Here is a 21,441-nt window from a genome sequence, read left to right as displayed (position 1 = left end):
CGCCGATCAGCACGGCCCACCCCGAGGAGGAGGACGGCCCGCCACATGGCCGGATAGGTGGGAAGCAGGTCATTGCAGCCATCGCGCCCGCGGCCCACCATGAGGGCATGTCGTCGTTACCGCGGAACGTGCTCGTCGTCCTCTACGACGGGGTGCAGAGCCTGGACGTGACCGGGCCGGTGGAGGTGTTCGCCGCCGCGGCCCGGTGCCCCGGGCCGACCGGGTACGCGATCAGGACGGTGTCGCCGGGAGGCGCGCCGGTCCGGACGAGCAGCGGGCTGACGCTGGTACCGGACGGGGACCTGGAGAGTGCCCGGCCGGGCGCCGGGACCACGCTGGTGGTGCCCGGGGGCTGGTTCACGGCGGACTTCGAGCCGCGGCTCACCGACTGGCTGCGCACGTACGGGGGTGTCGCGGAGCGGCTGGTGTCCGTGTGTACGGGAGGGCTGCTGCTGGCCGAGGCGGGGCTGCTGGACGGGCGGCGGGCGACGACGCACTGGTACGCGTGCGAGCAGATGGCGCGGGACTACCCTGCCGTGGCGGTGGAGCCCGACCCCATTTACGTACGGGACGGACCGGTGGCCACCTCGGCCGGGGTCACGGCCGGGATCGACCTCGCGCTCGCGCTGGTGGAGGAGGATCACGGGCGGGACGTCGCACTGACCATCGCCCGCAGCCTGGTGGTGTTCCTGCGCAGGCCGGGCAACCAGGCGCAGTTCAGTGCGCAGCTGGCGGCCCAGACGGCCCGGCGGGATCCTTTGCGGGACGTCCAGCAGTGGATCACGGAGCACCCGGACTCCGACCTGAGCGTCGAGACCCTCGCGGCCCGGGCCCGGCTCTCGCCGCGGCACTTCGCCCGTGCCTTCCAGGCGGAGACGGGGGTGACGCCGGGCCGGTACGTGGAACGCGTCCGCGTCGAACATGCCCGCCGCCTGTTGGAGGAGAGCGCGGAGGGGGTCGCCCAGATCTCCCGCGCGTGTGGCTACGGCACGCCGGAGGCACTACGGCGTGCCTTCGTACGAACCCTGGGCCAGCCCCCGGCCGAATACCGCCGCCGCTTCGGCCCCACGGCTGCCCACTGAGCCCCGCCGGCCCGTCGCTTCCCGGTTCGCCCGACCGGGGCAGGGTTTGCCCCGGGTGCAGGACCACCGCCCCGACGTGGGGCAGTGTCGTGATTCGTCGACCGCTCCGGAGGAGAACAATGCAGATCGCCGTACTGCTCTACGACCGCTTCACCGCCCTCGACGCCATCGGGCCCTTCGACACCCTCGGGCGGCTGCCCGACGCCGAGGTGGTGTTCGTCTCCGAGCGGCCCGGGCCCGTGCGGACCGACAGCGGGGCGCTCGCGCTCGTCGCGGACAAGGGGCTCGACGAGGTGACCCGGCCCGACATCGTCATCGTGCCCGGTGGGCCGCACCCCGAGGTGGAGATGGAGAATCCCGCCGTGCTGGAGTGGCTGCAGGCCGTCGACGCCACCAGCACGTGGACCACCTCCGTGTGCACCGGATCGCTCCTGCTCGCCGCCGCCGGGCTGCTCGACGGGCGGCGGGCCGCCGGCCACTGGCTGTACCTGGACCAGCTGGCGAAGTTCGGGGCCGAGGCCACCGGGGAGCGGGTGGTCACCGACGGGAAGTACGTCACCGCCGCCGGGGTGTCCTCCGGGATCGACATGGGGCTCACCCTGCTCGGCCGGATCGCCGGGGACGAGTTCGCCCAGACCGTCCAGCTGATGACCGAGTACGACCCCCAGCCGCCCTACGACGCCGGTTCGCCGGACAAGGCACCGGCCGAGATCGTCGCGCGGCTGCGGGCGAACAGCCGGCCGGTGTAGTTCACGGTGTCCAGGTGAACTCCGGGGCCCGGCGTTCCAGGAACGCGGCGACACCCTCCGAGGTGTCGCCGCTTCCGGCCGCCTGGTCCTCCCAGTATCCGTCCCGGTCAGTCCGGCCGTCCGTGAACTCCTTGGCGGCCGCCTGCGTCAGTTGTGACCGGGAGGCCAGGACCCGGGTGAACTCGGCCACCCGCTTGTCCAGTTGCCCGGCCGGCAGCAGCTCGTTCAGGAACCCGGCGCGCAGCGCCTGCTCCGCACCGATCAACTCTGCGGAGAAGAGGAGGTACTTGGCCCAGGCCGGGCCGACCACGGACGCCAACCGCCGCGTCGAGGAAGCCGGATAGACGATGCCCAGCTTCGCCGGCGTCACCCCGAAGGACGCGCCCTCCTCCGCGAACCGCAGGTCGCACGCGGCCGCCAGCTGGCTGCCGCCGCCCACGCAGAACCCGCGGATCGCCGCCAGGGTCGGCTTCGGGAAGGCGGCCAGCGCGTCCTCCGCCGTCACGGCGAGGGCCCGCGGGTCCTGGTCCTCGTCCCCGGTCAGTGAGGAGATGTCCGCGCCCGCGCAGAAGGTCGGTCCGGCTCCGGTCAGGACGAGCACCCGTACGGCCGGGTCCCCCGCCAGGCCCGCCAGCAGCTCCGGGAGCGCCCGCCACATGGCCGCCGTCATGGCGTTGCGCTTGGCGGGGTGCGAGATGACCACGGTGGCGACGCCGTCCGCGACCGTGTGGAGGAGTGTGGGATCCCCGGCTGCGTTCATGGGCCGGATGCTATCCCGGGGCGGCGATCCTATGATCAAGGGAGTCCGTCCGGGGGGTGCCGAGCCGAAGGGGGCACGTCCGTGGGCGAAGGACCGCAGCGCGAGAAACAGCAGGAACAGCAGGAACGGCAGGGACGGCAGGAACGGCAGGGACGGCAGCGCGATCAGCGCGAGCAGCAGCGGGACAAGCAGAAGCTGAGCCGGAGTTTCGGTTGGCTGGCCCTGCTCGGGGTGATCCTCGTGCTCGCCGGTCTCGTCGGCCTCGTCTACACCGGCCTGGCCACGCTGACCTCGATGTTCCTCTTCGGCTGGCTGCTGCTGATCGGCGGCGTCGTGGGCCTGCTCCAGGCCGTTCAGTCGCGCCACGGCAATTACTTCTGGCTCGCCGTCATCGTGGCCGCGATCAACCTGGCGGCCGGGTTCGTGATCCTGCGCCGCCCCGAGGCGAGCGCCGAGGCGCTGACCATGTTCGCCGCGCTGCTCTTCCTCACGGGCGGGGTGTTCCGGCTGGTCGGCGCCCTCGTGGTGCGCGGTGCCAATTTCGGGCTCGCCCTCGCGCAGGGCGCCTTCGGCATCCTGCTGGGCGTGCTGATCCTGTCCAGCTGGCCCGGCAGCAGTCTGTACGTGATCGGAACCTTCTTCTCCCTCGCCCTCCTGTTCGACGGCCTGAGCCTGGTGGCCCTGGGCACGGGGGCCCGCCGCATCCTGGGGTTGGTCAGGGAGGACGAGGTGGTGGAGGGGGACCAGGGGCCGGACGCGACGGACGGTACGGCCGAGAAGCGTCCGCCAGGGGATCAGGAACAGTCGAACAACTGACTCTGTCATACGCCAGTGGTCAGAAAGTGTCCGATTGATGCTGACTTCTGGTCAGCGGTTCGGTCCGGACCGACCCGTTCACCACTCTTGACGCGTGGAGACGATCGAGCGCGAAGACGGGGGACGGAAGATGGATGTCAGCGGGAGCGTCCCGCCAGCCCAGGAAGTGGAGCCCGGGGCTCCGGCAGACCCCCTCGCGTACGAGGGGGTCTGGAGGTTCACCGCTCCCGCAGTAGAAGAATCCGTTCCGCAGGCCCGCCGCGCGGTCCGCGACCTGCTCGGGCGCCAGGGGGTGCCCGCCCATCAGGACCTCGTCTACTCCCTGCTGCTGATCGTCTCCGAACTGGTGACGAACTCGGTCCGGCACGCCGCCCTGCTCTCGCCCGAGGTCGCGGTCGAGGTCGCCATCGGCCGCGAATGGGTACGGGTGGCCGTCGAGGACAACCACCCGTACCGCCCCAAGGCGCTGGAGGCCGATTTCGGCCAGACCGGCGGCCGGGGCCTGCTCCTGGTGCGGGAGGTCACGCTGGAGGCCGGCGGGGTCTGCGACGTCGAGCACACCTCGACCGGCGGCAAGGTCATCTGGGCGGCCCTGCCGCTCACCACGCCGGGCATCCCCGCGCCGACCCCGGCCGACTGAAGGACGTGTACGACGGGCTACCAGCCCGCCGCGTCACCCGTCAGCTCACGGATCGCCGGGCGCGCCGCGTCGAGCACGGTCATGAACCAGGCCGAGAACGGCAGTTCGGCGTGCTGCTTGGCCAGCTCCTCGGCGGTGACGAACGCGGTGTCCGCGATCTCCTCCGGATCGGGGTGCACCGAGGCCTGCGCGAGTCCCACGAACAGGTGGTTGAACTCCTGCTCCACCAGGCCCGATGCGGGGTCCGGGTGGTTGTAGCGCACCGTTCCCGCCTCCGCGAGCAGCGAGGGCGAGAGGCCCAGCTCCTCGTGGGTCCGGCGGGCCGCCGCCGCGAACGGCGACTCCCCCGGATAGGGGTGACCGCAACAGGTGTTCGACCAGACGCCGGGGGAGTGGTACTTCCCGAGGGCCCGCTGCTGGAGCAGCAGACGGCCCTGCTCGTCGAAGAGGAACACCGAGAACGCCCTGTGCAGTTGTCCCGGCGCCTGATGGGCGGAGAGCTTCTCCGCCGTGCCGATGGTGTTGCCGGACTCGTCGACCAGTTCGAGCATGATCGATTCTTGAGACCCGGTGCCGTTGGACGCGCTGTTGGCGGCGGTGGCTGGTGTGGTCGGCATACCCATCCTTCGCTTCGGACTTCGGCCTTCAGTCTGCCGTACAAAACGGTCTTGTCCCCACTTCGAAGATCTGTCCACACCCGCACCCCGCCGCGTGCTACGCGGCGGGGTGCGGAGGAGATCAGACTCCGAACGGGGCCGGATAGCCGATCGTGCCCGCCGGTACCGGCACGGAAGCGTCCAGCACCAGCGCCATCATCGCCTCGTCCGGTACCTCGAAGGGCGCCCGGATCCCGAAGTGCGACGCCGGTACGAAACCGAAGCGCGGGTAGTACTCCGGGTGCCCGAGCACGAGGACCAGCGACTCCCCGCGTTCCTTGGCCGCCGCGAGCAGTGCCCGTACGACCGCACTGCCCGCGCCCGAGCGCTGGAGCGCGGGATCGACCGCGACCGGGGCGAGCGCGAGCGCCCGGGCACCGTCGACCTCGCAGGCGGTGAGCAGCGCGTGCGCCACCACCGCCCCGTCCGGGCCCTCGGCCACGTACGACAGCCCGGGCAGCCAGGCGCCGTCCGCGCGCAGGGCGTCCACGAGGTCCGCCTCCAGCGGGGTCTCGAAGGCCGCCAGGTTGACGTCCCGTACGGCGGCCACGTCGGCCGCCGTCTCCGGGCGGGCCGGCCAGGCGTCGCCGTCCCCGGCGGTCACCGGGCGCAGCACGTAGCCCGTGTATCCGTACTCGTGCCCGTGGCGGGCCCGTACGTCGAGCTCCTCCTGCGCGCCGGCCAGCGCGGCCTCCGTCGCCGGGGAGTCGGCGCCCGGGTGGGTGCGGACCCGCTCGGCGAGCGGCCCGTAGTACTCGGCCCAGTCGGAGTCGGGCAGGTGGTGCACGCCGAGCACCTGGTACCCGGCGGCCTGGGCGGCGGCGAGGTTCCCGGCGGTCGAGCGCAGCGGGCACTCCTTGTCCCAGAAGGCCCGCGCCCCGGGGGACGGCTCGTCGACGGTCCACTGGCACTCGGTCAGCACGATCGTGCCGCCGGGGGCGAGCAGCCGCTTCCACCGCTCCAGGGCGGTGTCGAAGCCGATGACGTAGGCGGAGCCCTCCGCCCACACGAGGTCGAAGGAGCCGTCCTCGAACTCCTCCAGTGCGCCCATGTCCGCCTCGACGGTGCGGACGCGGTCGGCGAGCCCGCGGGCCGCGGCGGCCGTACGGAGCTCTTCGAGGAAGGGGGCGTGCAGGTCGACGGCGGTCACCTCGGCGCCGCGCGTACCCCGCGCGCCGGCCTCGGCGGCCAGCAGCAGGGCGCTGCGCCCCGGGCCGCAGCCCAGGTCGAGGATGCGGGGCCGCTCGGGCAGCGGTTCGCACAGTGACAGCAGGTGACGGGTGCTCGCGTCGGAGCCGGGAGCCTGCCGGGGCAGGCCGTGGTGCAGGGTGAAGAAGGCCTCGATGAAGCTGTTGGAGGCGGAGTCGTCCTTGGTGTCGGTCAACGTGAACCCTTGGAACGGGGGCTCCGGCCGATCAGGGGCCTGTCAGTGGTGTGATCAGGCCTGGTGGCCGGACGCCCGGAGGCTGGATGTTCTGAAGGAACGGGGGATGAACCGGAGTTCGCTGCGCACGGCCGCGACCACTACGACGGTCATCAACCCACCTCTTCCTCGCTCGTTCACGTCCAGGGCGTGTCCACCGTAACATCCGGGCCGTTTGTGGTACCAGCCATGATCGTCAATGATGGCCGGGCAGGCCCGGCAAGGCCCCGGCAAGGGCCGGGCAGGGCCAGACGTCCGGGAATCTTCTGCTTATCAGGGTGTAAACGGGGGGTGAACCCCTGCTTCCCGTCATCCGATAGCCTCTGCCGACGTGCCGCGCCCCCCCAGGAGGCGCCCGTTCGCAATCCGTCACAAGGAGTGAGTTCGTCTGCCGACCGTCATCCTCACCGGCCTGCCGGTCCCCGGATCACCGCTCGCTGACGAGCTGCGCTCCCTCGGCTTCGACGTCCGCCCCGCCGTCGGTCCCCAGGACACGGTCACCGCGCTCGCCGGCGTACCGGCCGACCAGCGCGTGGCCGTCGTGGACAGCGCCTTCGTCGGCCACGTGCACACCCTGCGCCTCGCGCTGACCGACCCGCGCTTCGACGCCTGCGCCGTCACCGGCGCCCTCTCCGTCCAGCCCGGCGCCCGCACGGCCCTCGACGAGGCCGCCGCCCTCGCCCCCGAGGGGTCCGGCCCCTACGCGGACCGGCTCGCGGCCGCGGTCGAGGCCGCCGGGACCACCGTGCAGCGCCCCGAGCTCGGCACCCTCGTCGCCGCCGTCCCCGCCACCGCGGCGGACCGGGACGCGGCGAGCGCCGCCGTCGCCGCCGTGGACGACGAGGCCGTACGGCTGAGGACCGCCGTGAAGTCCCGCGACGGGTTCTTCACCACCTTCTTCATCAGCCCGTACTCGCGCTACATCGCCCGCTGGTGCGCGCGCCGCGGACTGACCCCGAACCAGGTCACCACCGCCTCGCTGATCACCGCGCTGATCGCGGCCGGCTGCGCCGCCACCGGCGATCGCTGGGGCTACGTGGCGGCCGGTGTGCTGCTCCTCGTCTCCTTCGTCCTGGACTGCACCGACGGGCAGCTCGCCCGCTACTCGCTCCAGTACTCGACGATGGGCGCCTGGCTCGACGCGACCTTCGACCGCGCGAAGGAGTACGCCTTCTACGCGGGTCTCGCGCTCGGCGCCGCCAGGAACGGCGACGACGTATGGGCCCTGGCGGTCGGAGCCATGGTCCTGATGACCTGCCGGCACGTCGTGGACTTCTCGTTCAACGAGGCCAACCACGACGCCACCGCGAATACCAGTCCCACGGCAGCCCTCTCCGACAAGCTCGACAGCGTCGGCTGGACGGTCTGGGCCCGCCGGATGATCATCCTCCCCATCGGTGAGCGCTGGGCCATGATCGCGGTGCTGACCGCCGCGACCACCCCCCGGATCGTCTTCTACGCCCTGATCGTCGGCTGCGCCTTCGGCGCGCTCTACACCACCGCCGGCCGGGTGCTGCGCTCCCTGACCCGCAAGGCGAAGCGCACCGACCGGGCCGCCCGGGCGCTGGCGGACCTGGCCGACACAGGTCCGCTGGGCGAGCTGGTCGCCGCGGGGATGCGTCGGGTGCCCACGTACACCGCTCCGGCGTTCCTGGTCGGCGGCGCGGGCGCCGTGATCGCCCTGCTCGCCGCAGCCTGGGCGCTGCCTGCCGGCTCCCCGCTGCTGCTCGTCTTCGCCGGGCTGTACGTGCTGGCCGCCGGAGCCGCCGTCGCACACCCGCTGAAGGCCCCCCTGGACTGGCTCCTGCCCCCGCTGTTCCGCGCCGCCGAGTACTGCACGGTGCTGATCCTCGCCGCCAAGGCGGACGTCCCCGGGGCCCTCCCGGCGGCATTCGGCCTGATCGCAGCGGTCGCCTACCATCACTACGACACGGTGTACCGCATTCGCGGTGGCACCGGAGCGCCCCCGCACTGGCTGGTGCGGACGATCGGCGGCCACGAAGGCCGGGTCCTGCTGACCACGGTCCTCGCCACCGTCCTCGTGGGGCGCGCATCGGACTTCCCCGTCGCGCTCACGGTCATGGCCGTGTTCGTGGCACTCGTGGTGCTCGCGGAGAGCATCCGGTTCTGGGTCTCCTCCGGGGCACCCGCCGTACATGACGAAGGAGAACCAGCATGATCGGCCTTGTACTCGCTGCCGGTGCCGGACGCCGCCTGCGTCCCTACACCGACACCCTGCCCAAGGCCCTCGTGCCCGTCGGCCCCGAGGGCGACGAGGAGAGCCTGACGGTTCTCGACCTGACCCTGGGCAACTTCGCCGAGGTCGGCCTCACCGAGGTCGCGATCGTCGTCGGCTACCGCAAGGAAGCCGTCTACGCGCGCCGGGAGGCCCTGGAGGCCAAGTACGGCGTCAAGATCACGCTGATCGACAACGACAAGGCCGAGGAGTGGAACAACGCCTACTCCCTGTGGTGCGCGCGTGACGTCCTCAAGCAGGGCGTGATCCTCGCCAACGGCGACACCGTCCACCCGGTCTCCGTCGAGCAGACCCTGCTCGCCGCCCGCGGCAACGGCCAGAAGATCATCCTCGCCCTCGACACGGTCAAGAACCTGGCCGACGAGGAGATGAAGGTCATCACGGCCGATGGGAAGGGCGTCCAGAAGATCACCAAGCTGATGGACCCGGCCACCGCGACCGGCGAGTACATCGGTGTCACCCTCATCGAGCCCGAGGCCGCCGAGCAGCTGGCCGAGGCGCTGAAGACCACCTTCGAGCGCGACCCCGACCTCTACTACGAGGACGGCTACCAGCAGCTCGTCAACGACGGTTTCACGATCGACGTGGCCCCCATCGGCGACGTCAAGTGGGTCGAGATCGACAACCACGACGACCTCGCCAAGGGCCGGACGATCGCATGCCAGTACTGACGAGGCTCATCCCCTCGCCCGTCGTCGTCGACATCAGCCGCGGGGCGATGGACGACCTGGCCGGCCTCCTGGCCGACCAGCGGATCTCCGCCTCGGGCAAGCTGGCCATCGCGATCAGCGGCGGCTCCGGCGTGGCGCTGCGCGCCAGGCTGGAGCCCGTCCTGCCGCACGCCGACTGGTACCCGGTCGTCGACGGCACCATCGACTCCGCCGTCAAGCTGGCCGACGACATAAAGGGCCGCCGCTACGACGCCGTCGTGGGCCTGGGCGGCGGCAAGATCATCGACGTGGCGAAGTACGCCGCGGCGCGGGTCGGGCTGCCCATGGTGGCCGTCGCCACCAACCTCTCCCACGACGGAATCTGCTCGCCGGTGTCCATCCTGGACAACGACAACGGCCGCGGTTCCTACGGCGTCCCCACCCCGATCGCCATGGTGATCGACCTCGACGTGATCAAGGACGCCCCGGTCCGGTTCATCCGCGCCGGAATCGGCGACGCGATCTCCAACATCTCGTCCATCGCCGACTGGGAGCTCTCCCACGAGGTCACCGGCGAGCCCGTGGACGGCCTGGCCGCCGCCATGGCACGGACGGCCGGCGAGGCCGTGCTGCGTCACCCCGGCGGCTGCGGGGACGACGAGTTCCTCACCGTGCTCTCCGAGTCGCTCGTCCTCACCGGCATCGCCATGTCGATCAGCGGGGACACCCGCCCCGCCTCCGGCGCCTGCCACGAGATCAGCCACGCCTTCGACCTGCTCTACCCGGGGCGCTCCGCGCTCCACGGCGAGCAGGTCGGCCTGGGCGCCGCCTTCGCGATGCACCTGCGGGGGGCCGAGGAGAAGTCCGGGCTCTTCGTGGAGGTGCTGCGCCGGCACGGCCTGCCGGTGTCGCCCGACGAGATCGGCTTCAGCATCGACGAGTTCGTCGCGGCCGTCGAGTACGCCCCCCAGACCCGCCCGGGACGCTTCACGATCCTGGAGCACCTCAACCTGTCCGCCGCCGAGATCAGGGACGCTTACGCCGACTATGCCAAGACCATCCGTAGCTGAACTCCGCCCCGTCGTTCACCCGGCGGGCGTCAAGGACCGGGTCAGTGGCGAGCACTGGGGCGGCCGCCTCTACATGCGCGAGATCTCCCTGCGCATCACCCGTCTCCTGGTCACCACCAAGGTCACGCCGAACCAGCTGACCTACGCGATGACCCTCGCCGGCGTACTCGCCCTCCCGGCCCTCCTGGTGCCGGGCATCTGGGGCGCCGTCCTCGGCGTCGTGGCGGTCCAGCTCTACCTGCTGCTCGACTGCGTCGACGGCGAGGTCGCCCGCTGGAAGAAGCAGTTCTCGCTCTCCGGGGTGTACCTGGACCGGGTCGGCGCCTACCTGTGCGACGCGGCGGTCCTGGTCGGCTTCGGCCTGCGCGCCGCCGACCTGTGGGGCGGCGGACGGATCGACTGGCTGTGGGCCTTCCTGGGTACCCTCGCGGCGCTCGGCGCGATCCTGATCAAGGCCGAGACCGACCTGGTCGGCGTCGCCCGCCACCAGGCCGGCAAGCCCGTGGTCCAGGACGCGGCGGCCACGCCGCGCTCGTCCGGCATGGCGCTCGCCCGTCGGGCCGCCGCCGCGCTGAAGTTCCACCGCCTCGTCCTCGGCATCGAGGCCTCCCTGCTCATCCTGGTGCTGGCCGTCGCGGACCAGATCCGCGGCGACCTGTTCTACTCCCGGATCGGCGTCGCCGTCCTCGCCGCCATCGCGCTGCTCCAGACCGTGCTGCACCTGGTGTCGATCCTGGCCTCCAGCAGGCTCAAGTGAGTACGCCGATGCGGCTGGGCGCCGTGATCATCACCATGGGCAACCGCCCCGACGACCTCAAGGCCCTGCTCGACTCGGTGGCCCGCCAGGAGGGCGACCCGATCGAGGTCGTCGTCGTGGGCCAGGGCGTGAAGGTCACCGGGGTCCCGGCGGGAGTCCGTACGGTCGACCTGCCCGAGAACCTGGGCATCCCCGGCGGACGCAACGTCGGCATCGAGGCCTTCGGCCCCGGCGGCTCGGACGTGGACGCGCTGCTCTTCCTGGACGACGACGGACTGCTGGAGCGCACGGACACCGCCGAGCTGTGCCGGCAGGCCTTCGCGGAGGACCCGGAGCTCGGCATCGTCAGCTTCCGGATCGCCGACCCTGAGACGGGCATCACCCAACGCCGTCACGTGCCCCGGCTGCGCGCCTCGGACCCGATGCGCTCCTCCCGCGTGACCACCTTCCTGGGCGGCGCGAATGCCGTGCGCACCAAGGTGTTCGAGCAGGTCGGGGAGTTGCCGGGGGAGTTCTTCTACGCGCACGAGGAGACCGACCTGGCCTGGCGGGCGCTCGACGCGGGGTGGTTGATCGACTACCGAGCGGACATGGTGCTGCTGCACCCGACCACCGCCCCCTCCCGGCACGCCGTTTACCACCGTATGGTGGCCCGTAATCGTGTGTGGCTGGCCCGCCGCAACCTGCCCGCTCCGCTGGTCCCGGTCTACCTGGGCGTCTGGCTCCTGCTGACGCTCCTGCGCAAGCCGTCCGGACCCGCGTTGAAGGCCTGGTTCGGCGGTTTCAGGGAGGGGTGGACGACTCCCTGCGGTCCCCGCCGCCCGATGAGATGGCGTACGGTCTGGCGGTTGACCCGTCTGGGCCGACCACCTGTCATCTGACAAGCCCGCGTCTGGGAACATGGCGCGATCATGGGCCTCGTGCCACCGGCCTGATGCCCTACCTGGCCGCATCTTGAAGACGAAAGTTTCAACTTGTGAGTGACACAACCCACGACGGCGCCCTCGCCACGAGCAAGCCGCCGTCCGCTGACGCGGGACTGAGCCCCGCGGAGCTCGCCAGGAAGTACGGCCTCTCCGTGAGCGGCGCCCGGCCCGGTCTGGGCGAGTACGTGCGCCAGCTCCTGGGCCGACGCCACTTCATCATGGCGTTCTCCCGGGCGAAGCTGGTCGCACAGTACAGCCAGGCGAAACTCGGCCAGGTCTGGCAGGTGGCGACCCCCCTGCTGAACGCGGCCGTCTACTGGCTGATCTTCGGCCTGATTCTCCAAGCGGGCAAGGAGATGCCGCCGGGCGTCTACGTCCCGTTCCTGATGATGGGCATCTTCGTCTTCACCTTCACCCAGAGCTCGGTGATGGCGGGCGTCCGGGCGATCTCCGGAAACCTCGGGCTGGTGCGCGCCCTGCACTTCCCGAGAGCCGCCCTCCCGGTGTCCTTCTCGCTGCAGCAGCTCCAGCAGCTGATGTACTCGATGATCGTCGTCTTCGTCATCGCGGTCAGCTTCGGCAACTACCCGCGGCTCTCGTGGCTGCTGGTCATCCCGACGCTGGCACTGCAGTTCGTCTTCAACACCGGCCTCGCCATGATCTTCGCGCGGATGGGCTCCAAGACCCCCGACCTGGCGCAGCTGATGCCGTTCGTGATGCGTACCTGGATGTACGCCTCCGGCGTCATGTTCCCGATCGGGATCTACCTCAAGGACCAGCCGCAGTGGATCAGCGACGTGCTGCTGTGGAACCCGGTGGCGATCTACATGGACCTCATCCGGTTCGCGCTGATCGACGACTACGGCAGCAGCAACCTGCCCCCGCACGTCTGGCTCTTCGCCGTGGGCTGGGCCGCCGTGATCGGCATCGGCGGGTTCGTGTACTTCTGGAAGGCTGAGGAGCGTTACGGCCGTGGCTGAGAACACCCAGGGGCGAGTCCCCACCGTGATCGCGGACGGCGTCCACATCGTCTACCGGGTCAACACCGGCAGTGCCGGCAAGGGCGCGGCCACCGCCGCGCTCAGCAAGATAGTCCGCCGGAAGAAGGGCGACGCCCCCGGCGTCCGCCGGGTCCACGCCGTGCGCGGGGTCACCTTCACGGCGTACCGCGGCGAGGCCATCGGCCTCATCGGTTCCAACGGCTCGGGCAAGTCGACCCTGCTGCGCGCCATCGCGGGGCTGCTGCCCTGCGAGGAGGGCAAGGTCTACACCGACGGCCAGCCCTCGCTGCTGGGTGTGAACGCGGCACTGATGAACGACCTCACCGGTGAGCGCAACATCGTCCTCGGCGGTCTCGCGATGGGAATGAGCCGCGAGCAGATCAAGCAGCGCTACCAGGACATCGTCGACTTCTCGGGCATCAACGAGAAGGGCGATTTCATCTCCCTGCCGATGCGCACCTACTCCTCCGGTATGGCCGCGCGTCTGCGTTTCTCCATCGCGGCCGCCAAGGACCACGACGTCCTGATGATCGACGAGGCGCTCGCCACCGGTGACCGCAGCTTCCAGGTGCGTTCCGAGAACCGCATCCGCGAACTGCGGCAGAAGGCCGGCACGGTCTTCCTGGTGAGCCACAACAACAAGTCGATCCGCGACACCTGCGACCGCGTGCTGTGGCTGGAGAAGGGCGAGCTCCTGATGGACGGGCCCACGGAGGAAGTGGTCTCGGCCTACGAGAAGGCCACCAACGGCTGACCGCGAGTCGGCCCAGCCCGGGCCCCCGCCGCTTCGCGCGGCGGGGGCCCGGGTGTGTTTCACGGCCTGATCTCGCCGCGATCTCGGCGGGTTTTCGCATTCCGCCGGCGACATTCAGTGGCACGACGAATACCCGGGAGGCCTTCTCGGCGTTGTACAGCGTAAGCTGATGCGGTCCTGAATCGCGCCAAGAGGGGACGATTCCCCACAGGTGAGCGGGGCGTGGGGAGTTCCGGGGAGAGCCCCCCGGATACCCGGGCGGCGTGTCCGAAATAGGATGTATTGGGTCGGCAGTGTAGAACGGGAGATGTGACGGCAATGGCTACGGGAATTCTCCGGCCCCCAGGCACCACGGCCGTCCCCACCCCAGGCGGCGGGCGGTGACCCCGGGGCTCGGCATCCACCCCCCGTCCGACACCGTCCACGTGCGCGCCACCCTCGACAAGGCAGCCTCGGAGAACTTCCCCGTGGCCCCGGCCTTCCTGCCCCGCGCCTGGCGCGACGGCCTGACCGCCGTCTACGGCTACGCCCGCCTCGTCGACGACATCGGCGACGGCGACCTCGCGCCCGGCGGACGGGACGCGGTACTCCTCGGCCTCGACCCGGCCGCCGTCGACGACCGGCTCGCCATGCTCGACGCCTTCGAGGCCGACCTGCTGCGCGTCTTCGGCGGCACCGACGGCTCGCCCCGCCACCCGCTGCTGCTCGACCTCCAGCCCGTCGTCCGCGCCCACGGCCTGACCCCCGAGCCGTTCCTCGGGCTGATCGAGGCCAACCGCCAGGACCAGCGCGTCGCGCGTTACGAGACGTACGCGGACCTGCTCGGCTACTGCGAGCTCTCCGCGAACCCGGTGGGCCGCCTCGTGCTCTCCCTCACCGGCACCAGCACCCCCGAGCGGATCCGCCGCTCCGACGCCGTCTGCACCGCCCTGCAGATCGTCGAGCACGTCCAGGACGTCGCCGAGGACCTCGGCCGGGACCGGATCTACCTGCCCGCCGAGGACATGCGGCGCTTCCGCGTCACCGAGGCCGACCTCGCGGCCCCGTCCGCCGGCGCGGCCGTACGCTCCCTGATCGCATACGAAACCGAGCGCGCACGCGAGTTGCTGGATGCAGGCACACCCCTCGTGGGTAGCGTGCACGGCAGACTCCGGCTGCTCCTCGCGGGATTCGTGGGAGGGGGGCGCGCCGCCCTGCGAGCCGTCACCGCCGCCGGCTTCGACGTACTCCCCGGACCGCCCAAGCCCACCAAGAGCGGCCTGGTCCGCGAGGTGGCCACCGTCCTGCGCACCGCGCCGAGAAAGGGGTGAGCCCGACCGTGGAGGGACCCACACACGTGTCCGCACCTGTCCAGGCGGCCTACAGCTACTGCGAGGCCGTCACCGGATCACAGGCGCGCAACTTCGCCTACGGCATCCGGCTGCTGCCCACCGACAAGCGGCAGGCGATGTCCGCGCTCTACGCCTTCTCCCGGCGGGTCGACGACATCGGCGACGGCACGCTGCCCCCCGAGGCGAAGCTGGCACGCCTGGAGGACACCCGCGCGCTGCTCGGGCGGGTCCGGGCCGAGGAGATCGACGAGGACGACACCGACCCGGTCGCGGTCGCCCTCGCGCACGCCGCACGCCGCTTCCCGATCCCGCTCGGCGGCCTCGACGAACTCATCGACGGCGTCCTGATGGACGTCCGCGGCGAGACCTACGAGACCTGGAACGACCTCAAGGTCTACTGCCGCTGCGTGGCCGGCGCGATCGGACGGCTCTCGCTCGGCGTGTTCGGCACCACCCAGGGATCGCCCGACACCGCGCGCGCCGGGGAGTACGCCGACACGCTCGGCCTCGCCCTGCAACTGACCAACATCCTGCGGGACGTCCGCGAGGACGCGGCCAACGGGCGGACCTACCTGCCCGCCGAGGACCTCGCCAAGTTCGGCTGCTCGGACGGCTTCCACAGCGACCGGGCCCCCGCCGGCTCGGACTTCGCGGGGCTCGTCCACCACGAAGTCCGGCGCGCCCGGGCCCTGTTCGTGGAGGGCTACCGGCTGCTGCCCATGCTCGACCGGCGCAGCGGCGCCTGCGTCGCCGCGATGGCGGGCATCTACCGGCGCCTCCTCGACCGCATCGAGCGCGAGCCCGAGGCGGTGCTGCGCGGCCGCGTCTCGCTCCCGCCGCACGAGAAGGCGTACGTCGCCGTTCGCGGCCTGTCCGGCCTGGACGCGCGCACGATCTCCCGCCAGAGCAACCGGAGGCGAGCCTGATGCCCCTGACCTCCCGGCCCGTGGCGGATGTGCCGGCCCGGGCCGAGCGGGCCGATCGCACGGCTGCGCCCGCCGCCCGCCCCGCCTCACCGGCCCCGGCGGCGCCCGCCGCCCATGGCACCCTCCCGGCCCCGCTTGGCGCCAGGCGCTCGACGCTGCCGGCCCGGGCAACCGCCGGGCACCCGGGCGCGTCTCCCCGGGCGGGCTCCGGCCGCGCCGGGCGGGGCGCCGCGCGCGGGCCTGAGGGACAGCGACAGACCGGTCCGGAGGGCCACCGCACCACGGGGGAGGGCGCATGACCGGGACCGAGCAGCGCGCCGTCGTCGTCGGCGGGGGACTCGCCGGAGTCGCCGCCGCGCTCGAACTCGCCGACGCCGGGCTCAAGGTGACCCTCCTCGAAGGGCGCCCGCGGCTCGGTGGGCTCGCCTTCTCCTTCAAGCGCGGCGAACTCACCGTCGACAACGGCCAGCACGTCTACCTGCGCTGCTGCACCGCCTACCGCTGGTTCCTCGACCGCGTCGACGGCGCCGCCCTCGCGCCCCTCCAGGACCGGCTCGACGTACCCGTGCTCGACGTCGCGCACCCGCGCGGCCCGCGCCTCGGCCGGCTGCGGCGCAGCGCCCTGCCCGTACCCCTGCACCTGGCCGGCTCACTGGCCCGCTACCCGCACCTCTCCCTCGCCGAACGCGCGAGCGTCGGCCGCGCCGCCCTCGCGCTGCGCCGCCTCGACCCCGCCGACCCGGCCCTGGACGGGGTCGACTTCGCGACCTGGCTCGGCCGCTACGGCCAGTCCGCCCGGACCATCGAAGCCCTCTGGGACCTCGTCGGCATCGCCACCCTCAACGCCACCGCCGAGCACTCCTCACTGGGCCTGGCCGCCATGGTCTTCAAGACCGGCCTGCTCTCCGAGAACGGCGCCGCCGACATCGGCTGGGCCCGCGTACCGCTGGGCGACCTGCACGACACCCTCGCCCGCAAGCAGCTCGACGCGGCCGGCGTACGCACCGAGCTGCGCACCCGGGTCACGGGCATCACCGCCACGCCCGAGGGGACCTGGCGGGTCGACACCGAGCAGGAGTCCCTCGACGCGGGAACGGTCGTCCTGGCCGTCCCGCAGCGCGAGGCGCACGGACTGCTCCCGGCCGGGGCGCTCGCCGACCCCGACAAGCTCCTCGACATCGGCACCGCGCCGATCCTCAACGTCCATGTCGTCTACGACCGCAAGGTGCTCAAGCAGCCCTTCTTCGCCGCACTGGGCTCCCCGGTGCAGTGGGTCTTCGACCGCACCGACTCCTCCGGACTCCCCGACGGCGGCCAGTACTTGGCGCTGTCCCAGTCCGTGGCCCAGGACGACATCGACGAGCCCGTCTCCGTCCTGCGCGACAAGTACCTGCCCGAGCTGGAGCGGCTGCTGCCCGCCGCGCGCGGCGCCAAGGTACGGGACTTCTTCGTCACCCGGGAGCGGACGGCCACCTTCGCCCCCACGCCCGGCGTCGGCCGGCTGCGCCCCGGGGCGCGCACCGACACGCCGGGGCTCTACCTGGCCGGTGCGTGGACTGCCACCGGTTGGCCCGCGACCATGGAGAGCGCCGTCCGGAGCGGACTGAACGCGGCACACGCCGCGCTCGCCGCCCTCGGCCGCCCCCGCGAACACCCTCTGCAGGAGGCGGCATGACGACCATCAGCACGACCGCAGCACGTACAGGAACCAGAGGAGAGCCAGTGAACCCGGGGAATCCGGCCGTCGAGAACACGGGTGCGAGTGCGGGCACGGCCGGAGGGGGCGTGGAGAAGGCGGACACGCTCGCGCTCCTGGAGCGCGGCCGCACGCTGTCGACCCCCGTGCTCCGTGCCGCCGTCGACCGGCTCGCGGCGCCCATGGACACCGTCGCCGCCTACCACTTCGGCTGGATCGACGCCCAGGGCAACGCGGCGGACGGCGACGGCGGCAAGGCCGTGCGCCCCGCCCTCGCGCTGCTCTCGGCCGAGGCCGCGGGCGCGGCCGCCGAGGTGGGCATCCCGGGTGCCGTCGCCGTGGAGCTCGTACACAACTTCTCTCTGCTGCACGACGACCTGATGGACGGCGACGAGCAGCGCCGCCACCGCGACACGGTGTGGAAGGTCCACGGCCCGGCCCTCGCGATCCTGGTCGGCGACGCGCTGTTCGCCCTCGCCAACGAGGTCCTCCTGGAGCTCGGCACGGTGGAGGCGGCGCGTGCGACACACCGGCTGACCATCGCCAGCCGCAAGCTCATCGACGGCCAGGCGCAGGACATCTCCTACGAGCACCGCGAGCGCGTCAGCGTCGAGGAGTGCCTGGAGATGGAGGGCAACAAGACCGGCGCCCTGCTCGCCTGCGCGGTGTCCATCGGCGCGGTGCTCGGCGGCGCGGACGACCGTACCGCCGACAAGCTGGAGGAGTACGGCTACCACCTGGGCCTCGCCTTCCAGGCCGTGGACGACCTGCTCGGCATCTGGGGCGACCCGGAGGCCACCGGCAAGCAGACCTGGAGCGACCTGCGCCAGCGCAAGAAGTCCCTCCCGGTCGTCGCCGCGCTGGCGGCGGGCGGGCCAGCTTCGACCGAACTGGCCGAGCTGCTCGCGGCGGACGCCAAGAGCAGCGACTTCGAGAACTTCTCGGAAGAGGAGTTCGCGGCCCGCGCGGCGCTCATCGACGCGGCGGGCGGCCGCCAGTGGACCGCCGACGAGGCCCGCCGCCAGCACGCCATCGCGATCCGGGCACTGGACGACGTCGACATGCCGCAGCGCGTGCGCGACCAGCTGGTGGCCCTCGCGGACTTCGTCGTCGTGCGCAAGAGGTGACCGCCGCCCGACGGTGGATATGACGCGTGAGTCGCCGGCCGACGCGCAGTTCCCGTAGCGCGTCGCCCGACGGCAGACCCCAGCACAGCAGAGGACCGACTGCACGAAGGGGAAGCCATGACAGCGACGACCGACGACAGCGCGGAGAGCGCTGGCGCTGGCAGCGACACCACTCTGGGCGCCCCGGAGCCCGGCCCGGCGGGGTCCCCGGGGCCCGGGGCCAGGACCGGCCCGCCCACCGGGGAGGGGGCCGAGGCGGTGGACGGGAGCGTGCGCGCGGCGCGCACCGCCGCCGCGCGGGCGACGCGCCACCTGCTGGAGCGGCAGGACCCCGAGGGGTGGTGGAAGGGCGACCTGGAGACCAACGTCACCATGGACGCCGAGGACCTGCTGCTGCGCCAGTTCCTCGGGATCCGCGACGAGGCCACCACGCACGCCGCCGCCCTGTTCATCCGCGGCGAGCAGCGCGAGGACGGCACCTGGGCCACCTTCCACGGCGGGCCGCCCGAACTCTCCGCCACCATCGAGGCGTACGTGGCCCTGCGGCTGGCCGGGGACGCCCCGGACGCCCCGCACATGGCCCGTGCCTCGGCCTGGATCCGGGCCCACGGCGGGCTCGCCGCCTCCCGCGTCTTCACCCGCATCTGGCTCGCCCTCTTCGGCTGGTGGAGCTGGGACCAGCTGCCCGAACTCCCGCCCGAGCTGGTGTTCCTGCCGTCCTGGGTGCCGCTGAACATCTACGACTTCGGCTGCTGGGCCCGCCAGACCATCGTCCCGCTCACCGTGGTCTCCGCGATGCGCCCCGTCCGCCCGGCCCCCTTCGCGCTGGACGAGCTGCACACCGACGCCCGTGAGCCGTACCCGGTCCGACCGCTCGCTCCCGCCACCAGCTGGGACGGCGCGTTCCAGCGGATGGACAAGGCCCTGCACGTCTACCGGCGGATCGCCCCCCGCCGGCTGCGCAAGGCGGCCATGGCCGCCGCCGGCCGCTGGATCGTGGAACGCCAGGAGAACGACGGCTGCTGGGGCGGCATCCAGCCCCCCGCCGTGTACTCGGTCATCGCCCTGCACCTGCTCGGCTACGACCTCGGCCACCCGGTGATGCGCGCCGGACTGGAATCCCTGGACCGCTTCGCGGTGTGGCGCGAGGACGGCGCCCGGATGATCGAGGCCTGCCAGTCCCCGGTCTGGGACACCTGCCTCGCCGCGATCGCGCTGGCCGACGCCGGCCTGCGCCCCGACCACCCGGCGCTGGTGAAGGCCGCCGACTGGATGCTCGGCGAGGAGATCGTCCGCAGCGGCGACTGGGCGGTGCGCCGGCCCGGACTCGCCCCCGGCGGCTGGGCGTTCGAGTTCCACAACGACACCTACCCCGACATCGACGACACCGCCGAGGTCGTCCTCGCGCTGCGCCGGATCAAGCATCCGGACCCGGCCCGGGTCGAGGCGGCCATCGCCCGCGGCGTCTCCTGGAACCTCGGCATGCAGTCCAAGAACGGCGCCTGGGCCGCCTTCGACGCCGACAACACCAGCCCCCTCCCGAACAAGCTGCCCTTCTGCGACTTCGGCGAGGTCATCGACCCGCCCTCCTCCGACGTCACCGCGCACGTCGTGGAGATGCTCGCCTTCGAAGGCAAGGCGGGTGACGCACGCACCCGGCGGGGCATCGCCTGGCTGCTCGCCGAACAGGAGCCGGAGGGCGGCTGGTTCGGCCGCTGGGGCACCAACTACGTGTACGGCACGGGCTCGGTGGTCCCGGCCCTCACCGCCGCGGGCATCGCCCCTTCGCACCCCGCGATCAGGCGGGCGGTGCGCTGGCTGGAATCCGTACAGAACGAGGACGGCGGGTGGGGCGAGGACCAGCGCTCCTACCAGGACCCCTCCTGGGGCGGGAAGGGCGCCTCCACCCCCTCGCAGACCGCGTGGGCGCTGATGGCCCTGCTGTCGGCCGGCGAGCGCGACGGGAAGGCCGTGGAGCAGGGCGTCGCGTACCTCGTCCGGACGCAGCGGGAGGACGGATCCTGGGACGAGCCCTATTTCACGGGCACCGGCTTCCCCTGGGACTTCTCCATCAACTACCACCTGTACCGGCAGGTCTTCCCGCTCACCGCACTCGGCCGCTACGTGTACGGAGAGCCGTTCACCGCCGCCGGAGGCCCCTGATGTCCGCCGGCCGGGGGGACCGGGCCGAGAACCCGGACCCGCTGCTGGTGGCCTGCGCGCTGCGCATCGAGCAGGCCGCGCTGCGCAGCGCGGGCCGCGGCGCGCCGCAGGCGTACGGGCTCCTGCGCACGGGCATGGGCCCGCGCGCCGCCGAGCGGGCCGTCGGCCGGGCCCTGGAGAGACCGGGGATGGAGCGGGCGGCCGTCCTCGCGACCGGGTTCTGCGCCGGGCTGGTCCCCGGCATGCACCCCGGCGACCTCGTCGTCGCCGAGGAGACCCGGGACCCGAGCGGGGCCGTCACCTGCACCGGTACCGCGCTGCTCGCCGAGGCACTGGCCCGGGCCGCGCCCGGCCGGACCGTGCACACCGGCGCACTGACCGGATCAGACCACGTCGTCCGCGGCCAGGAGCGCGCGCAGCTGCGCGCCACCGGCGCCATCGCGGTCGACATGGAGTCGGCGTCCACGCTGTGGACCGCGACCCGAGGCGGAGGGCGTCCGGTTGCGGCCGTCCGGGTGATCGTGGACGCTCCGGAGCATGAGCTCGTCCGTATCGGCACGGTTCGCGGTGGAATATCGGCCTTCCGTGTTCTCCGTGCCGTGCTGCCCGCGTTCTATGACTGGCACCGTTCTTTGCTGCTCCCCAGGAGGTGAGCCA

The 21,441-nt window shown here is 72.2% G+C and carries 21 protein-coding genes; 17 read left to right on the top strand and 4 right to left on the bottom strand.

What is annotated here, in order from left to right:
- The first annotated feature begins 107 nt into the window (after positions 1-107).
- Both OG625_RS06410 and OG625_RS06405 read left to right on the top strand, forming a co-directional pair.
- A complete protein-coding gene (locus OG625_RS06410) occupies positions 108-1,082 on the top strand; it encodes a GlxA family transcriptional regulator (RefSeq protein WP_329377173.1) in 975 nt (324 codons plus the stop codon).
- Positions 1,083-1,201: 119 nt separating this feature from the next.
- The gene (locus tag OG625_RS06405; RefSeq protein WP_329377172.1) at positions 1,202-1,831 is read left to right on the top strand and encodes a DJ-1/PfpI family protein; all 630 of its coding nucleotides are present in this window, start codon (positions 1,202-1,204) and stop codon (positions 1,829-1,831) included.
- Between the two features lies 1 nt (position 1,832).
- On the opposite strand, the gene OG625_RS06400 is transcribed toward OG625_RS06405, so the two are convergent.
- Positions 1,833-2,591 (bottom strand): enoyl-CoA hydratase/isomerase family protein, encoded by a 759-nt coding sequence (locus tag OG625_RS06400; protein WP_329377170.1) that lies wholly within the window; start codon positions 2,589-2,591, stop codon positions 1,833-1,835.
- Positions 2,592-2,786: 195 nt separating this feature from the next.
- Here OG625_RS06400 and OG625_RS06395 point away from each other — a divergent pair, with 195 nt between their 5' ends.
- Positions 2,787-3,407, top strand: coding sequence for an HdeD family acid-resistance protein (locus OG625_RS06395; RefSeq protein ID WP_329390474.1), 621 nt, complete (start codon positions 2,787-2,789; stop codon positions 3,405-3,407).
- Positions 3,408-3,537: 130 nt separating this feature from the next.
- On the top strand, positions 3,538-4,047 hold the full coding sequence (locus OG625_RS06390; RefSeq protein ID WP_443067868.1) for an ATP-binding protein: 510 nt from the start codon (positions 3,538-3,540) through the stop codon (positions 4,045-4,047).
- 17 nt (positions 4,048-4,064) lie between these two features.
- Here OG625_RS06390 and idi read toward each other — a convergent pair whose 3' ends face one another.
- The 3 genes from idi to OG625_RS06375 form a co-directional block, all read right to left on the bottom strand.
- Positions 4,065-4,664 (bottom strand): isopentenyl-diphosphate Delta-isomerase, encoded by a 600-nt coding sequence (gene idi / locus OG625_RS06385; protein ID WP_329377166.1) that lies wholly within the window; start codon positions 4,662-4,664, stop codon positions 4,065-4,067.
- Positions 4,665-4,785: 121 nt separating this feature from the next.
- A complete protein-coding gene (locus tag OG625_RS06380) occupies positions 4,786-6,087 on the bottom strand; it encodes a bifunctional class I SAM-dependent methyltransferase/N-acetyltransferase (RefSeq protein WP_329377164.1) in 1,302 nt (433 codons plus the stop codon).
- A gap of 466 nt (positions 6,088-6,553) precedes the next feature.
- Positions 6,554-6,691, bottom strand: a complete 138-nt coding sequence (locus OG625_RS06375) for a hypothetical protein (protein WP_329377163.1) — start codon at positions 6,689-6,691, stop codon at positions 6,554-6,556.
- On the opposite strand from OG625_RS06375, the gene OG625_RS06370 reads away from it, so the two are divergent.
- From OG625_RS06370 to OG625_RS06310, 13 genes are all read left to right on the top strand, one after another.
- Positions 6,668-8,305: a DUF5941 domain-containing protein gene (locus OG625_RS06370; protein ID WP_329377161.1), complete on the top strand. Its 1,638-nt coding sequence runs from the start codon at positions 6,668-6,670 to the stop codon at positions 8,303-8,305. The genes OG625_RS06375 and OG625_RS06370 overlap by 24 nt on opposite strands.
- Positions 8,302-9,054, top strand: coding sequence for a phosphocholine cytidylyltransferase family protein (locus tag OG625_RS06365; RefSeq protein WP_329377159.1), 753 nt, complete (start codon positions 8,302-8,304; stop codon positions 9,052-9,054). Before OG625_RS06370 ends, OG625_RS06365 begins: the two co-directional genes overlap by 4 nt.
- Positions 9,042-10,103 (top strand): iron-containing alcohol dehydrogenase family protein, encoded by a 1,062-nt coding sequence (locus OG625_RS06360; RefSeq protein WP_329377157.1) that lies wholly within the window; start codon positions 9,042-9,044, stop codon positions 10,101-10,103. The genes OG625_RS06365 and OG625_RS06360 overlap by 13 nt, the downstream gene beginning before the upstream one ends.
- Positions 10,081-10,860 (top strand): CDP-alcohol phosphatidyltransferase family protein, encoded by a 780-nt coding sequence (locus OG625_RS06355; protein ID WP_329377155.1) that lies wholly within the window; start codon positions 10,081-10,083, stop codon positions 10,858-10,860. The genes OG625_RS06360 and OG625_RS06355 overlap by 23 nt, the downstream gene beginning before the upstream one ends.
- A gap of 8 nt (positions 10,861-10,868) precedes the next feature.
- Positions 10,869-11,741, top strand: a complete 873-nt coding sequence (locus OG625_RS06350) for a glycosyltransferase family 2 protein (protein ID WP_329390472.1) — start codon at positions 10,869-10,871, stop codon at positions 11,739-11,741.
- A gap of 95 nt (positions 11,742-11,836) precedes the next feature.
- Positions 11,837-12,766, top strand: a complete 930-nt coding sequence (locus OG625_RS06345) for an ABC transporter permease (RefSeq protein ID WP_329377153.1) — start codon at positions 11,837-11,839, stop codon at positions 12,764-12,766.
- The gene (locus OG625_RS06340) at positions 12,759-13,541 is read left to right on the top strand and encodes an ABC transporter ATP-binding protein (RefSeq protein WP_329377151.1); all 783 of its coding nucleotides are present in this window, start codon (positions 12,759-12,761) and stop codon (positions 13,539-13,541) included. Before OG625_RS06345 ends, OG625_RS06340 begins: the two co-directional genes overlap by 8 nt.
- 380 nt (positions 13,542-13,921) lie before the next feature.
- Complete coding sequence (hpnC, locus tag OG625_RS06335; protein WP_329377149.1) at positions 13,922-14,851, top strand: squalene synthase HpnC; 930 nt, start codon at positions 13,922-13,924, stop codon at positions 14,849-14,851.
- An 8-nt stretch (positions 14,852-14,859) separates the two neighbouring features.
- Positions 14,860-15,798, top strand: coding sequence for a presqualene diphosphate synthase HpnD (gene hpnD, locus OG625_RS06330; RefSeq protein ID WP_329377147.1), 939 nt, complete (start codon positions 14,860-14,862; stop codon positions 15,796-15,798).
- 295 nt (positions 15,799-16,093) lie between these two features.
- Positions 16,094-17,473 carry a hydroxysqualene dehydroxylase HpnE gene (gene hpnE, locus OG625_RS06325; RefSeq protein ID WP_329377145.1) on the top strand — a complete coding sequence of 460 codons (1,380 nt, stop codon included), beginning with the start codon at positions 16,094-16,096 and terminating at the stop codon, positions 17,471-17,473.
- Between the two features lie 47 nt (positions 17,474-17,520).
- Positions 17,521-18,621 carry a polyprenyl synthetase family protein gene (locus tag OG625_RS06320; protein ID WP_443067675.1) on the top strand — a complete coding sequence of 367 codons (1,101 nt, stop codon included), beginning with the start codon at positions 17,521-17,523 and terminating at the stop codon, positions 18,619-18,621.
- A 117-nt stretch (positions 18,622-18,738) separates the two neighbouring features.
- Positions 18,739-20,784: a squalene--hopene cyclase gene (gene shc / locus OG625_RS06315; RefSeq protein WP_329377142.1), complete on the top strand. Its 2,046-nt coding sequence runs from the start codon at positions 18,739-18,741 to the stop codon at positions 20,782-20,784.
- Positions 20,784-21,437, top strand: a complete 654-nt coding sequence (locus OG625_RS06310; RefSeq protein WP_329377140.1) for a phosphorylase family protein — start codon at positions 20,784-20,786, stop codon at positions 21,435-21,437. Before shc ends, OG625_RS06310 begins: the two co-directional genes overlap by 1 nt.
- The last annotated feature ends 4 nt before the right edge of the window (positions 21,438-21,441 follow it).

The organism is Streptomyces sp. NBC_01351 (assembly GCF_036237315.1).
In the GTDB taxonomy this organism is placed as follows: Bacteria; Actinomycetota; Actinomycetes; order Streptomycetales; family Streptomycetaceae; genus Streptomyces.
The sequence above is the reverse complement of the archived record's forward strand: the minus strand, read 5'-3'. Positions and strand labels throughout refer to the sequence as shown.

Bases quoted from the DNA above. Each gene is read 5' to 3' on its own strand.
- OG625_RS06400 (WP_329377170.1), bottom strand. From the start codon at position 2,591: ATGAACGCAGCCGGGGATCCCACACTCCTCCACACGGTCGCGGACGGC.
- OG625_RS06350 (WP_329390472.1), top strand. From the start codon at position 10,869: ATGCGGCTGGGCGCCGTGATCATCACCATGGGCAACCGCCCCGACGAC.
- OG625_RS06390 (WP_443067868.1), top strand. From the start codon at position 3,538: ATGGATGTCAGCGGGAGCGTCCCGCCAGCCCAGGAAGTGGAGCCCGGG.
- OG625_RS06310 (WP_329377140.1), top strand. From the start codon at position 20,784: ATGTCCGCCGGCCGGGGGGACCGGGCCGAGAACCCGGACCCGCTGCTG.
- OG625_RS06365 (WP_329377159.1), top strand. From the start codon at position 8,302: ATGATCGGCCTTGTACTCGCTGCCGGTGCCGGACGCCGCCTGCGTCCC.
- shc (WP_329377142.1), top strand. From the start codon at position 18,739: ATGACAGCGACGACCGACGACAGCGCGGAGAGCGCTGGCGCTGGCAGC.
- OG625_RS06360 (WP_329377157.1), top strand. From the start codon at position 9,042: ATGCCAGTACTGACGAGGCTCATCCCCTCGCCCGTCGTCGTCGACATC.
- OG625_RS06410 (WP_329377173.1), top strand. From the start codon at position 108: ATGTCGTCGTTACCGCGGAACGTGCTCGTCGTCCTCTACGACGGGGTG.
- OG625_RS06355 (WP_329377155.1), top strand. From the start codon at position 10,081: ATGCCAAGACCATCCGTAGCTGAACTCCGCCCCGTCGTTCACCCGGCG.
- idi (WP_329377166.1), bottom strand. From the start codon at position 4,664: ATGCCGACCACACCAGCCACCGCCGCCAACAGCGCGTCCAACGGCACC.
- hpnE (WP_329377145.1), top strand. From the start codon at position 16,094: ATGACCGGGACCGAGCAGCGCGCCGTCGTCGTCGGCGGGGGACTCGCC.
- OG625_RS06405 (WP_329377172.1), top strand. From the start codon at position 1,202: ATGCAGATCGCCGTACTGCTCTACGACCGCTTCACCGCCCTCGACGCC.